Source organism: Lactobacillus equicursoris DSM 19284 = JCM 14600 = CIP 110162 (assembly GCF_001434815.1).
Classification (GTDB): domain Bacteria; phylum Bacillota; class Bacilli; order Lactobacillales; family Lactobacillaceae; genus Lactobacillus; species Lactobacillus equicursoris.
Map to the genome: position 1 here is coordinate 1 of NZ_AZDU01000004.1, position 13847 is coordinate 13847.

13 protein-coding genes are annotated in these 13847 nt (G+C 46.2%); 4 read left to right on the top strand and 9 right to left on the bottom strand.

Annotated features, from left to right (window positions below):
• Positions 1-284 precede the first annotated feature (284 nt).
• The 5 genes from FC20_RS01510 to FC20_RS01530 form a co-directional block, all read right to left on the bottom strand.
• Positions 285-926, bottom strand: coding sequence for a tyrosine-type recombinase/integrase (locus tag FC20_RS01510; protein ID WP_008463129.1), 642 nt, complete (start codon positions 924-926; stop codon positions 285-287).
• Positions 927-1303: 377 nt separating this feature from the next.
• Positions 1304-1900 (bottom strand): hypothetical protein, encoded by a 597-nt coding sequence (locus FC20_RS01515; RefSeq protein WP_008463127.1) that lies wholly within the window; start codon positions 1898-1900, stop codon positions 1304-1306.
• Between the two features lie 27 nt (positions 1901-1927).
• Positions 1928-2662 (bottom strand): helix-turn-helix domain-containing protein, encoded by a 735-nt coding sequence (locus FC20_RS01520; protein WP_236697616.1) that lies wholly within the window; start codon positions 2660-2662, stop codon positions 1928-1930.
• A gap of 388 nt (positions 2663-3050) precedes the next feature.
• Positions 3051-3644: a tetratricopeptide repeat protein gene (locus FC20_RS01525; protein WP_008463123.1), complete on the bottom strand. Its 594-nt coding sequence runs from the start codon at positions 3642-3644 to the stop codon at positions 3051-3053.
• A 27-nt stretch (positions 3645-3671) separates the two neighbouring features.
• Positions 3672-4817 carry a glycerate kinase family protein gene (locus FC20_RS01530; RefSeq protein ID WP_056945287.1) on the bottom strand — a complete coding sequence of 382 codons (1146 nt, stop codon included), beginning with the start codon at positions 4815-4817 and terminating at the stop codon, positions 3672-3674.
• A gap of 162 nt (positions 4818-4979) precedes the next feature.
• On the opposite strand from FC20_RS01530, the gene xerS reads away from it, so the two are divergent.
• The gene (xerS, locus tag FC20_RS01535) at positions 4980-6062 is read left to right on the top strand and encodes a tyrosine recombinase XerS (RefSeq protein WP_008463111.1); all 1083 of its coding nucleotides are present in this window, start codon (positions 4980-4982) and stop codon (positions 6060-6062) included.
• Positions 6063-6133: 71 nt separating this feature from the next.
• Here xerS and FC20_RS01540 read toward each other — a convergent pair whose 3' ends face one another.
• Both FC20_RS01540 and FC20_RS01545 read right to left on the bottom strand, forming a co-directional pair.
• Positions 6134-7411, bottom strand: coding sequence for a dihydroorotase (locus FC20_RS01540; protein WP_008463109.1), 1278 nt, complete (start codon positions 7409-7411; stop codon positions 6134-6136).
• Positions 7411-8418 carry an aspartate carbamoyltransferase catalytic subunit gene (locus FC20_RS01545; RefSeq protein ID WP_008463107.1) on the bottom strand — a complete coding sequence of 336 codons (1008 nt, stop codon included), beginning with the start codon at positions 8416-8418 and terminating at the stop codon, positions 7411-7413. Before FC20_RS01545 ends, FC20_RS01540 begins: the two co-directional genes overlap by 1 nt.
• 451 nt (positions 8419-8869) lie before the next feature.
• Between FC20_RS01545 and FC20_RS01550 the strand changes: the two genes are divergently transcribed.
• Positions 8870-9325, top strand: coding sequence for a nitroreductase family protein (locus FC20_RS01550; RefSeq protein WP_236697617.1), 456 nt, complete (start codon positions 8870-8872; stop codon positions 9323-9325).
• A gap of 122 nt (positions 9326-9447) precedes the next feature.
• Here the strand turns inward: FC20_RS01550 and FC20_RS01555 are convergent, their stop codons facing one another.
• Complete coding sequence (locus FC20_RS01555; protein WP_008463100.1) at positions 9448-10068, bottom strand: histidine phosphatase family protein; 621 nt, start codon at positions 10066-10068, stop codon at positions 9448-9450.
• A 329-nt stretch (positions 10069-10397) separates the two neighbouring features.
• Here FC20_RS01555 and serC point away from each other — a divergent pair, with 329 nt between their 5' ends.
• Together serC and FC20_RS01565 are read left to right on the top strand one after the other, a co-directional pair.
• A complete protein-coding gene (serC, locus tag FC20_RS01560) occupies positions 10398-11480 on the top strand; it encodes a 3-phosphoserine/phosphohydroxythreonine transaminase (RefSeq protein WP_008463098.1) in 1083 nt (360 codons plus the stop codon).
• Between the two features lie 79 nt (positions 11481-11559).
• Positions 11560-12732 (top strand): phosphoglycerate dehydrogenase, encoded by a 1173-nt coding sequence (locus FC20_RS01565; RefSeq protein WP_008463095.1) that lies wholly within the window; start codon positions 11560-11562, stop codon positions 12730-12732.
• Positions 12733-12823: 91 nt separating this feature from the next.
• Here the strand turns inward: FC20_RS01565 and FC20_RS01570 are convergent, their stop codons facing one another.
• Positions 12824-13702 (bottom strand): DegV family protein, encoded by an 879-nt coding sequence (locus FC20_RS01570; RefSeq protein WP_008463094.1) that lies wholly within the window; start codon positions 13700-13702, stop codon positions 12824-12826.
• Positions 13703-13847: the final 145 nt, after the last annotated feature.

The window sequence follows — 13847 nt, forward strand, 5'->3', positions numbered from 1 at the left end:
AAAGCTTTCTCTGTACGAATTTAAGTAAGAAAGAAGGAAGGCGGCAGGCAAGCCCTATTCCTCCACCCATTGAAATAGGTGGAATCCCGGGCTTGCCTGCCGTTGAAAATCATTGAATTATTAGAAAATAGAAAAGAGGAAGCATAAGTTTGCTTCCTCTTTTCTATTTGATCTTTTTTACTAAACATTAACATAAATATGTTAAGTTGGTTTATTTACAAAAAATGGGCAAGTATCTAGCCAAAACTTTTTAAACGCAAGAGAATCGTCCTCTCAGCATGTGACTATCCAAGCCGGAATCCCTTCAAATCATCTTCGATTGAGTCGTCCTCTAATCCAATGTAGCGCATAGTGATCGAAGGACTGGAGTGGTTGAGCATCTTTTGTAGTTTGTAAAGAGCCCTGGGATCAGGATCGCCATTCGGTGTAGTCGCATTCTTGATGTAGTGGTAGCCGAAAGTCTTTCTCAAGGTGTGGGTACCAACCGTATCTGGATCAATCTCGCACTGACGGGCTGCGCGCTTTAAGTCTTTATAAAAAGACTTCCCTTGGATCGGTCCATTTCCTTTTCTGGATGGAAAAAGCCAATCGTCTTCGGACAAGCCCATAGCGTCGATGTAGTCGAATAAGTCCTTCTTGATATTGCCGATGTAAACGTGGCGATTCTTGTGCGTCTTAGTTTCAACCAGGTTGTACCAGGTACCGTCTTCCACATCCTTTACCTTGGCCTTGATGATGTCGGAAATCCGGAGACCGGTGTTGATGCCGAAGATGAAGATCATGGAATTGCGTAAGCCATTGGGATTCTTACCCATGACACTGCCGGTGCCAAAACGCAAGGCCAGCTTCATGTCCCGAATATCTTTAGGACTGCGGAGCGGCTGGATGTTATGACTGCTTTCAGTCTTCTTATATTTCCTACCCATTTTTGCCCCCTAATTCTCGCAATTCTAATGCTCTAATATGTTTAATTTTAACATAAAGGTGCATTCAATTCAAAAAAGTGACAAAAATGGTTCAGTGCAATATTAACTTTTGAATGCGTAAAAATACCTATTTTTACGCATTCGAGGAAGGTGAAGAAATTTTGGGGGAGGGATGCTGAGAGGACGATTCTGAGGCACTGAAATCTATTTTAGACTTACAATTATCCAAAGGGGCGGATTAACTGCTTTATTTACTCTCAAATGAGATTGCTTTTATAATAAGACTGCTTATGTAATATGAAAAGAAAAGGGCCTATATCGAGTTGGATCCTTAATGCAGAGCCGTTAAACCTTCCAAAGTTATGAGCGGCTTTTTGTTACGCTTGCTGCCCTAATTCCCCATGCTTAAGCATCCCCTGCTTAATCCCAGTTTGGACCACCTTGTATTTATCATTTTTTAAGGCTTCACGGTCTTGTTTTCTACCGTAAGTAGCAACAGTGGCGCGCACCAAACAGTTTGAGTCATTTACTAATTTATCCAAATCTTGCGGGCGGGCTTTCCGTGCAACGGCTGCACGAACCTTTGGCTCTTTATCGTTAACCAAGATGTCCAAGTCTTTATCTCTTCCGACTTCCGCCACTTCCTTGCGAACATTGGCAGATGGGTCATGGACTAGGATATCTAAGTCCTTGTCGCGCTTACGTAGAGCTACTTTTACCCTTACCTGGTAGATTTGGTCGCTGACTAGCAGATCTAGATCTTCATCATTACCTTTCTCTGCCCGGTTGCAATTTTGCTCGGCTTTAATCATTTCATGGCCTTGAGCATCATAGATCTTATCCTTTGGCAACTTCTGTGCAACTTCAATAAAGTGGATATATGCATCTACTACTTGATTTAGCTTCTCATCTGTTGGCTTTTCTGAGCCATTCCAGGAATCTAAAAAGATTTCCTTCAATTCATCTTTTTCCATTGCTGTTTTCTCCATGCTTCAACAACATCACTGTGCTTGGGTAACTTTGGGAGTTTCCCACTCCCGCTTGTATTTGCGGATCGTTGATACCGTTAGACCCATTTCTTCTGCAACTTCAATTAAGCTTCTTCCAGACAGATAGCTATCCTTAGCTTCATTAACACGGTCCAGATAGGCATCGTGCTGCTTAGCCCGGTCAAAGAGCCTGATATGACGATCAATCCAACTAGATGCTTCTTCTCTAGTTTTAATCTCTGGTGGCTCTTCTTCCAATTCTTCAGCGATTGTCTTAATGAAGTCGAGTTGTTTCTCTGTTGGAGTTGTGTCCTTCTCCTCTTTGCTATGGGATTTCTCAAGTGGTGGCAGATCTAGTATTCTTTCTGGATGAGTGAGGTTGACCACCTTAGTTGGTCTTGAAAGTTTGTAGTCTTCTTCAATTGGGTGACCATAAACATCATCTCGGTAGCCCATGTAGCCTTTGATATATTTGCTAACGCGTGCATCAAACTGGAGGACATCCCCTTTCATTGGGTTTGCTACTTCAAAGCCACGCGTAAAGTTGAACCACAGATGATCAGTCACGACCTGACCGTGCTCATCTTTGATGTCCAAGAGTAGGATGGTTTGGACGCTTCCCCGGTAGCCGTCCTTCCACCCTGTTTTTTCAAAAATACCTGTAAAAGTGTGTCTCGCGTTTGAGCCAATTTTTCTAAGTTCAGTACGCAATGATTTCACCTTGCTTTCCTTGGTTACTTGTTTCATGTTGAGTGTACACTAGAAAAATCTTTTTGAAAAATTGCAAGTGAGTAAGCACGGACTTAGTCATATCAAGGCTTTTACAGGTTAATGAAAGCGTAAGAGTATTGTCTTATCTAGGTGCAGTTGACCTGTTTTCCGGGAAAAATTTCTCTAAAAAATTCGGATCAATAGATTTATTCTCCTATGAGCAGTATGTGATTTCATCAAGACAGTAAAATTCTTACTTAAAGATAATAGTAGCGTCGCCATATTTATCTATTATGCTTTCTAGATTGTTCGTAATCGGGTATCTAGACTAGCAGGAAGACTTAGACTGTTAGTGAGTAACATAATACGATTTATGTTAAGTAAATACAAAAAATAAAAGAGGTAGCGTTGCTACCTCATAAAATTATTCGTATCTAATCTTTGGATGATCTAACAGCTCATCCAATTCCACCAGAATCTCTTTCCGCAAATCTTCAATTTTCCACTTCAACTTTTGCCATCCAGGCTTATGATAGGCCTGGTCTAAGTAAATTTCTGCCTCTGCATCGTTAATGAAATGCAAAGCTGACATCAAGTCCTTTTTAGCCCCAATCCCATAGGCACAGCACTTGGCAAGCCGATAGTCGATATCCGACCGGATGTCGTCATCTTTGTCCGTTTCTAGATTCTGTCCGGCCATCATATAGTACTTGAAGGCCAGCCGCGGATTCTTTTTTACAAAATCGCCGTAGTAGTAAGCATCTCCGACCTTATATAAGGCGTTAGCATTCCCGCCGAGTGCCGCTTCAGAGTAACAGTAAAAAGCCTGCTCAGGATCCTTTTCCCCGATTCTGCCGTACTCATAGATGTAACCCAAATTGCACAAGGCTTGGTCGTTGCCTAATTCAGCTGCTTGCTCATAATAGCGTTTTGCCTTTTCGAAGTCGCCATTTCCGTATGCTTCAGCCCCATTGTCTAGCAAAGCATCGCTCTCTGAATAGTCGCTATGCTCGTCCATTCCCCACACCTTTTCTCTCTAAAAATTCTACTGCAGCCCAGCGTACAGAACTCTCGCCAGGTTCTCGCTGGTTCTCTCCACATTTTCCTTGCCGTGAGCCAAGACTTCTTTCAAGTCGCCAGGTTGGCTGATCGTGCCAAATATTGCCGTAAATCCTGCATCATAGAGACTGTCAATTCCATCTCCTAGACTGCCGCCAATGGCAAAAGTTGGCTTACCTGCTGCCTGCGCAACTTGCGCCACAGCAAATGGTGTTTTACCAAACTTAGTCTGGAAATCAATCTTGCCTTCACCGGTAATGACGTAATCAGCATCAGCGACCTGGTCTTTTAAGCCAATTTCGTCAATTACTAATTCCGCACCGTTTTTCAGCTCACAGTTGCTAAAAGCCATGAGCCCGGCACCAATTCCGCCGGCAGCACCGGCACCCGGCAAATGCTCAACATCTTTGCCCAGATCCTGTTTGATTACATTAGCAAAATTATGTAAAGCTTTGTCTAGCTTTTCTACGTCGGTCTCACTTGCCCTTTTTTGCGGTCCAAAGACAGCGGATGCCCCATTTTCTCCAGTTAAGGGATTGGTCACGTCACTAGCCGCAATTACCTGAACATCTTTCAGTCGGGAATCCAAAGTACCAATATCGATCTTGGCTAGCCTTGCTAAGGCGCCTCCACCAAGGGGCAATTCTTCGCCATTTTCGTCTAAAAATCTCGCGCCTAAGGCCTGGAAGATTCCAGCCCCACCATCGTTGGTGACGCTGCCGCCCAGGCCAATGATGATTCGCTTGGCACCTAAATCTAAGGCCTGCTTAATCTGCTGCCCAGTTCCGTAGCTAGTAGTCGTTAGCGGCTTTCTTTCCTCTTTAGCAAGCAAGGCAATCCCGCTGGCTTCGGCCGTTTCAATGACGGCAGTTTGGTCGTTATCTACCAAGCCAAAAATTGCCTCAACTTCCTGGTGGCCGCTGGGCCCCATGACTGTGTCTTTTACGATGCGGCCGTCTTTAGCGGCTACTAAAGCCTCAACTGTTCCTTCCCCGCCATCAGCCATCGGAGCGAGAACTGTTTCAGCGCCAGGGAAGCCCTTTTTAATCCCTTCGGCCATAGCTTGGCAGGCTTCCGGTGCAGTCAAGCATTCTTTGAACGAATCCGCCGCAATCACAAATTTCTTTCTTATCAAAATATCAACTTCAATCTACTTCAAATTATAATTATTACTAACTCTATTTTAGCAAATGTAGCTGAAATCGAATTAAAAAAATCTTGATTCCGAACTTGCATTCGTTTGCTTTTTTCGTTATTCTTGATTTAGCAACTGATGTTCGTTAAGGAGATCTCTATGGACAATAACCACTACCTCAAGCTGATCCAGCAGGAACTGGATGGCATGCCTGACTTTGTCAAAGAATACCACTTATATACCCGCCATTCCTTGGCGACCAGCTACCAGTATCTGACGGAAATTCGCCGCTTTTTCACCTGGTTAATTAGTGAAGGCATAACCCATACCAAAAATAATTCGGACGTTCAGCCAAGTGACCTGGAAAAACTGACCCGCGGCGAGATCATACTCTATATCGACCACTTAGAGCACACCAAAAATGCCCAAGGTCGGCTCAACTCCCCGACCACCGTCAACCGGTCGATCAACGCTTTGCGGTCTCTTTACAAGTTCTTGACCATTACCTCTGAAGACAAGAACGGTCAGCCCTACTTCGAGCGCAATGTCATGCTCAAGATCTCCTCTCTCCCCTATGCTCAAACCCTCAACTACCGGGCTAATTCCCTACGCGCCCACATGTATACCGGCAACCTGAAGTACCAATTCCTCGACTTTTTGGATCATGACTATTCAAAAAAAATTTCTGGCCGAGCCCTAGCCTCTTTCCGGCAGAACAAGGAACGGGACATGGCCATTATCGCCCTGATTCTGGGTACCGGGGTCCGGGTGTCTGAATGTGCTGGGGTTGACCTGAAAAATCTCAATCTCAAAGACGCTACTTTAGATGTCATTCGTAAGGGCGGGCAAAGAGATTCGGTGCCGATTGCGGATTGGACGCTGCCCTATCTCAATAGCTACTTGGATGTCCGGCAAGATCGCTATCAGGCATCTGAAAATGACAAGGCCCTTTTTCTCACCAACTACCACCACCAGGTTAAGCGGATGACCAGCAACGCCATCGAAAAGATGGTGCTGAAATATTCAACCGCCTTTGGCCATCCCCTGACGCCGCACAAACTCCGCCACACCGTGGCCTCAGAACTCTACCAGGCTACCAAGGACCAGGTCATGGTGGCTCAGCAATTGGGGCAAAAAGGCACTACTGCCACCGACCTTTACACCCACGTGGACCAGGCGGTCCAAAGAGAAGCCCTCAATGCCAGTGCCAAGAGGCAAAAAGACGCGTCCCCTGATGAATAGGGATGCGTCTTTTTCAGTATCTGAGTTAATTGTTAAGTTGTTAGGATAATTTTCGTATTTACCGTAATTTACTACTTGTGCCGATAAACCAGCTTGCCGCTGACAAAGGTCATGGTCGTCATGCCGTAAACTTCGTTGCCAGTAAATGGCGTATTAACGGCCTTTGACAGGTAATCAGCCTCTTCAATCACTTCTGGGTGGTCTAAGTCCAGAACTGCCAAGTCAGCTTGCTTGCCTGGAGCGATCACGCCAGCGTCTAAGCCAAAGAGCTTGGCTGGGTTGTAGCTCATCAGGTCCAAAAGCTGAGCCAATTCCATTTCCCCGTTCTTGACCAGGGCGGTGTACATGCAGGCAAAGGCAGTTTCGTTGCCGATAATCCCAAAGGCAGCCTTTCTCATGTCGCCGGCCTTTTCTTCCCGGCTGTGAGGAGCGTGGTCCGTGGCGATCAGGTCAATGGTTCCGTCCAGCAGACCTTCGATCACTGCGTATTGGTCTTCCTTTGATCGCAAAGGTGGGTTCATCTTGTAGTAGCCGTCATTGCCGTCGATGTCTTCTTCGCTCAGTAGAACATGGTGCGGAGCTGCTTCAGCAGTTACGTTGATCCCGTATTCCTTGGCCAGGCGTACCAGTTCTACGCTTTCCTTGGTTGACACATGGCAAACGTGGTAGTGAACGCCAGTGGCCTTTGCCAGCATGATGTCCCGGGCTAATTGGGCCGATTCACTGACGCCCAAGATGCCAGGCAGGCCCAGTTCGTCAGCCTTTTTACCGGCGTTCATGACGCCGTGGTGGTACAGGGAGTCATCTTGCACATGCTCGCAGATGGCCAGGCCCGCCTTAGCGGCCTTTTCCATGGCTTCGTACATGACGCCCGCACTTTGGACGCCGTGGCCATCATTGCTGAAGGCAAAGGCGCCAGCCTCTTTCAAGGCTTCCATGTCAACGACTTCTTCACTGGTCTCATCCTTGGTGATAGCGGCGTATTGGTAAAGGTGGATGCAAGAGTTAGCTTCGTTTAATTCAACTTGCTTCTTAAAAGTCTCGACGTCATCAGGCACCGGGTTTAAATTAGGCATGGTGCAGACGGTAGTAAAGCCGCCGCGCGCTGCTGCCTTTGACCCAGTTTCAATGGTTTCCTTGTAGGTGAAGCCAGGTTCTCTGTAGTGTTCGTGGATGTCTACTAGACCAGGTGCGACCAGCTTGCCGTCTAGGTCAAAAATTTCGGCGTCAGGGGCGATTTTTTCTAAATCAGTCCCCAAGGCTTGGATCTTATCACCGTTAATTAAGACGTCTTCTCTTACCAGTTCACCGTCTTGGTAAACCAGACCGTTTTTCAGTAAAGTTGCCATTATTCAAGACCTGCCAATTTCCGGCCGCGCAAAACCGCTTCGATCATGGCCATTCTGACAAAGACGCCGTTTTCCATTTGCACTGCGTAGCGTGACTTAGGTGCTTCAACCAGTTCGCCGTCCCATTCAACGCCGCGGTTGATTGGACCTGGGTGCATGATAATGGCATCGTCTTTCAGCATGTCGTAGCGGCGTTGGTTGAGGCCATAAGCTTCGTTGTAAGTATGAGCGTCAAAAAGTTCTTCAGTCTTGGCTTCAGCGCCGTTGTGGCGTTCGTGTTGAACCCGGAGGAGCATCAAAACGTCCAAGTTAGGAATCATGTCGTCGATGTTCTTGACATAAGTACCGTACTTGCTGAATTCAGCTTCGTCGTACCAGTATTCTGGACCTGAGAAGTAAACTTCAGCGCCCAAGGTGTTCAAGATTTCCATGTTGGAGCGGGCAACCCGAGAGTTGGTCAAGTCACCAACGATCATGATCTTAAGTCCGTCAAAGTGACCAAATTCGTTGTAGATGGTCATCATGTCCAGCATGGATTGGGATGGGTGTTGACCAGAACCGTCACCGGCGTTAACCAGACCCATCTTCAGATGTTGACCTTCTTGTGGGTGGATAATTTCGTTGTAGTAGCCGTCTTGTGGGTGACGGATCACGCTCAGTTCAATGCCCAGGCTGGCCATGGTCAATTCAGTGTCGTAGAGGTTTTCACCCTTGTTGACTGATGAGTGGGATGGGTCAAAAGGAATTACCGTCAAGCCCAAGCGCCTTTCGGCAACTTCAAAACTAGTGTGAGTTCTGGTTGAGTTTTCAAAGAACATGTTGGTGCAGAACAGTGGCCGGCTCAAGGTTGGCACTTGACCGCCGTTTTTGAAGTATTGAGCTCTTTGGAGCAGGTGCAAAACATCGTCAGCTGACAATTGTTCAACGCTGACAAAATAAGGAAGGCGAAGCAAGTTGTCTTGCTTTTCAGTATTTACGGTAACTTGGTTTTGAGTAACGGTGTTCATTCTTTGGATATTCCTTTCAAAAATTAACTCAAACAAAAAGACCACTTAAACACTTAGCCTCCCGTGTCTAAAATGGTCTCTCAAAGCAGTAATTTTGAACCTGGCTTATCCAAAAAGTATCCGGACTATTACCATCAAGTTCTAATTTATGTCTGTAATTTGAGTCGCCTTTTCAGCCTCACGGGACTAAATTTAAAGGTTCTTCAGATGTTTCCTTAACTATATAGGCTTTTACCTCTTAAGTCAAGAGCTTTTAAGATTTTCTTTTACTTTTGGCAAATTCAAGTAAATTCGAAATCACTTCCAGGATTTTGCGTTATAATTACCACAAAGGAAAGTAAGGAATTAACTAATAAGAAGAATGGAAATGTGTTTTTTCAGAAAAATAGGAGGTCAAACATGAAGTTTACCAAATTATTGAAGTCCCGTAAGTCAGTCCGCACCTATACTGGTGAAAAGGCAACTGAAGAAGATCATCAAGGCGGCAGAACTCTCTCCAATCGCCATGGGCGAATATGAAAACTACCACTTGACGATTGTTAACGATCCTAAAGTCTTGAAAGAAATCGACCAAGAAGCCGCTATGATGTTTGGTGACCTTAACTCTCACCCACTCTACGGCGTGCCAACCTTCATCCTGGTTTCTGGTAAAAAAGACAACAACATGGCTTATGCCAGTGCCGGCGCAATCACCCACAACATGGTCTTGGCTGCGGAAAACCAAGACCTGGGTGCTTGCTACCTGTACGGTGCAACCGCTGCTTTGGCCAGCCACCCAGAAACGGTTGCCAAGCTCAACCTGCCAGAAGGCTTTATTCCAATTGCCGGCGTAGGCGTGGGTCAAACCGAAGAAGAAATTGAAAAGCGCGACGTTGACACTAACCGCATTGGCGTCAACGAAATCTAGTTGACCTATTTCTATCAAATTAGATCGTAGTCGTTCTAGTTCATTGATTAAAGACAGCAAAAAGCTGACCAGTCGGTCAGCTTTTTCTTTTATCTGCTTTATTAGATTGTGCTTTTGATTAATTATATCTTGGCAGCCCGGTTGTAGTAAACCAGGTGCTGCTTTTGAGTCAAAGGATCAACGATAATCTTGCTGACGGAGCAGTTGTCCGGCTCCAGGATCTCCAGCCCCTGCCCTTTGACGGCATTAATGGCAAAAGACCGCACCGTAAAGCCGTGGGTCACTACGCCAATCTTTCCTTCTGGGTATTTTTTAGAAATTTCTGCCACAAAGTCGCGGCAGCGAGCTTCTACATGGGCAAAGCTTTCGGCATGGGGCGCGGCTTGTACATAGTCTTCAGTTACATCATTGACTAAATCAGAAAAGTATTGCGGATACTCAGCCATTAATTTGGCATTTTCCTGCCCGTCCCAATCACCGTATGAGATTTCAAGCAGCCGGTCATCAATTTCCACCGGCAGCTGGCTTTTTTTATTTAAGATTTCAGCCGTTTGCTTGGTTCTAACCAGTGGCGACACAAAAAGGCGGTCAAGCTGGCTGAAGTCAAAGTGGTCGGCAAGTTCTCTGGCTTGTTCCTTGCCAAGGTCAGTTAGGTAGGTGTTAGGCGTGTTGATGGTGCCCTGCTTGAGGCCAGCTTTGTTGGCAGCGGTTTGCCCGTGGCGGACGAAGAAGAATGTTGTCATTTTAATCTTTCCTTTTTACATTAAAATCTTTTGATAAGAAATATTATACCAAAATTAAATTAGGGTTGACATTTCTAATGTGAGTTTTATAATAAAATTAATCACACGAAAGGAGCGAAAGAACATGTTGAATTTTAGTTTACAGTTGAATCATGCATTTGTTCTCTCCTCCTCCCAGTCTTCATCTTAAGAAGGCTGCATTTTGTGACGGCCTTACATTTAACAGTAGCAGTGAGGCCAACAGCAACTCCAACATAACATTTGTATGGCAAAAGGCACTCACGACTCTTGAGTGCCTTTTGTTTTTTCTCAGAAAGGAATTAACCCCAATGACCTATTATAACTTTGCGGCGGGCCCAGCCATGTTGCCCGTAGAAGTAATCGCCCAAATTAAAGAGGACTTGCCAGTTTACAAAAACAGCGGCATGAGCGTGATGGAAATTTCGCACCGGTCAAAGCTTTACCAAGACCTCTACGAAGAGACCAAGGCGGACATGTTGGATTTGATGAAGCTCGATCCAGCTGAATACGATGTCCTCTTCTTAACGGGCGGGGCCACGCAACAGTTTACCACGATTCCTTTAAACATCGCGAGAAAATACCGCCGCATCGCCCTAGTCGACAGTGGTCACTGGGCTCAGCGGGCCGGCGAGGATGCCCAAAAGTTGCCAAACTTGGAAGTAGACACGGTTGCAAGCGCTAAGGACAACAACTACACTGCTGTCCCAGAGATTCCAACTGTTTTCGCCAAGGATTACGACTACGTCCATATCACGACCAACAACACTATCATGGGGACGGCTTACCGTGATGACCAAGTGCCTGACCTGGACTTGCCCCTGGTCGCGGACATGAGCTCAAACTTCCTGGGGCAAGTCTACGACTTTAACAAGTTTGACCTGATCTATGCTGGCGCGCAAAAGAACCTGGCCCCTGCCGGCTTAACCGTCTTGATCATTAAGAAGGACCTCTTGGTCAAGCATGATGACCTGCCTGGCTACTTTGACTTTGCGACCGAAGCAGCCAAAAAGTCAGCCTTGAACACTCCACCCGTTTTCCAAGTCTACGTGGCCGGGCTGGCTCTCAAATGGCTGAAAAAGCAAGGCGGCGTGGCTGGGATCGCCAAGGTCAACCAGGAAAAGGCAGATTTGCTTTACAACACCTTGGCTGAGACCAAGAACTTTGAAAGCAAGGTTGATGAAAACAGCCGGTCAATCATGAATGTGCCATTTGTGACTGGTAACCCTGATCTGGACGCAGAATTTGTCAAGGAAGCTGAAGCACACCATCTCTTGAACCTCAAGGGCCACCGCCTGGTTGGCGGGATGCGGGCAAGTATCTACAACGCCATGCCGCTTGAGGGCGTACAGGCCTTGTGTGACTTTATCAAGGACTTTGATGCCAAGCATTAATCAGCATTCACCTAGTTAGTATTTAGATAGATTTTTTAAAAAAGCACCAAAAATATAGATAGAAAAACGAGGATTGATCATGTACCAAATTAAGACTTACAACGCCATTGCCAAGCAGGGTTTAGCCGAATTCGGCGACAATTACCGCATCAACCAAACTGACGATGCGGATGCCTACTTGATTAGATCAGTCAACCTGCGTGACCAAGAATTCCCAAAGACCTTGAAGGCCATTGCCCGCTGCGGGGCCGGCTTTAACAACATCCCCTTGCATAAGGCCCTAGAAAACGGGACGGTTGTCTTCAATACTCCTGGCGGCAATGCCAATGCCGTTAAGGAACTGGTAATTGCCACCATGATTATTGCAAGCAGAAACATTATCGCTGCGGCCAACTGGTCAGCTCAAGCAGCGCCTGGTGCCGACATTACCTTGAGAACGGAAAAGGAAAAGACCAGCTTCAACGGGACTGAACTGTTGGGCAAGACGGTTGCAGTAATTGGCCTGGGCCACGTTGGCTCCCTCGTTGCCAACGCCTGCCTAGACCTTGGAATGAAGGTTGTGGGCTATGACCCATATTTGACCGTTGACGCGGCATGGAGACTGTCAGACAAGATCGTCCGGGCCGACAGCATCGCTGACGCGGTGAAGGATGCTGACTTTGTGACTGTCCACGTCCCAAAGAATGATGAAACGACTGGGTTAATCGCTGACGCCAAGATCGCCCAAATGAAACCAACTACCATCTTGCTGAACTACTCACGCCTCGGGATCGTTGACAACAAGGCCGTGGTTGAAGCCTTAGACGAAGGCCGCCTTGGCAAGTACTACACTGACTTCAGCGATGCCGTGATCTTGAACCGAGATGACGTGGTCATTATGCCGCACATTGGCGGTTCAACCGTTGAAGCGGAAATCAACTGTGCCCGGATGGCAGCCAGAGAGACGATCGAATTTTTGGAAACTGGGAATATTAAGAATTCAGTCAATCTGCCCGACGTTCAAGCCCCATTTGACAGCGACCACCGCATTACCCTGATCCACCAAAACATCCCTAACATGATCGGGCAGATCTCAACTTACCTGGCCGGCCAAGACATCAACATCGAAAACCTGGTCAACAAGGCCAAGGGCAAGTACGCCTACACCATGATTGACATCGATGAGATTGGTCATGACAAGCAAGAAGAAGTAGTCGAAAACCTGGAAAAGATCCCAGCTGTAACCCGGGTCCGCTTCTTAACTCACAAGTAGTTTTCTATAAGTAATTTTTTAATAAAAAGCAAAAAGGAGCTCATTGAGCTCCTTTTAATCTGCAGATTTTTAAGAAATGGAAAATAGATAATTAGAATTCCATTTGGTCAACGTCAATCATCCAGGTAATGCCCAGGGACTTTTCACCCAGGTGGGTTGCAACCACGGGATCAAATTCATCCAGTTCATAAACAGCGTTAGGCAATTCAGCCTTGATATCAGCCATGGCATCTTCAGCTTGCTTGGCATCGTTTGATTGAATGATCAAAACGCGCAACTTGTCTTCCGGAATCCCACAAGCCTTCATCTTTTCAATTGCTTCGCTTTCGATCCGCTTGGTTGCCCGCTTCATGGACCGTACCTTATCGTATGCGACGATCTTTGGCCCATCAAAGGTTAAAAGGGGCTTGATATTCAAGATGGAGCCAATAAAAGCCGCTGCGTTAGACAAGCGTCCGCCCCGGCTCAAGTTGTTTAAGTCGTCAACAACAAAGAGTTCGTCAACCGTGTCTCGAATTTCTTCAACCTTGGCCACGATTTCTTCTGGCGTGTAAGTCCCCTTTTCGATCATCTTGGCTACTGCCAGGACCAGGTAGCCCATCAAGCGAATGGTGATCTTGGAGTCAATTGGGTACAGCTTGTATTCAGGGTTAGATTGGGCAATCCCCATCAAGGTGCTGTAAGAGCCAGAAATCCCGCTAGAGAGGCAGATGTCAATGATTGCGTCATAGCCCTCGTCCTTCAAGCGATCAAAAGTAGCGATCAATTCACCCATCTTTGGCTGGGAAGTTGATGGGAAGCCGGCACCATTGCGCTGGGTTTCAAAAAGCTTCTCTGAATCGATGTCGATCCCTTCTAAGTATTCTTGATCATCGATGTAGATAGGAATTGGTAAAACGTTAATGTTATATTTTTCGATTTCTTCTTTAGACAAGTTAGCTGTACTATCAGTAACTAAAGCGATTTTCATTGCTAGTCCTTCCGTCTTTTATTGTCAATAAGGAAATTATAACATATGAGGCAAGAAGAAACTAATCAAAACTAAGGTTCTCTATACACGTATAGGAATGAATGTACGAAAGCAGTGGATTTCTAGACGCTTACAATTATTTTTG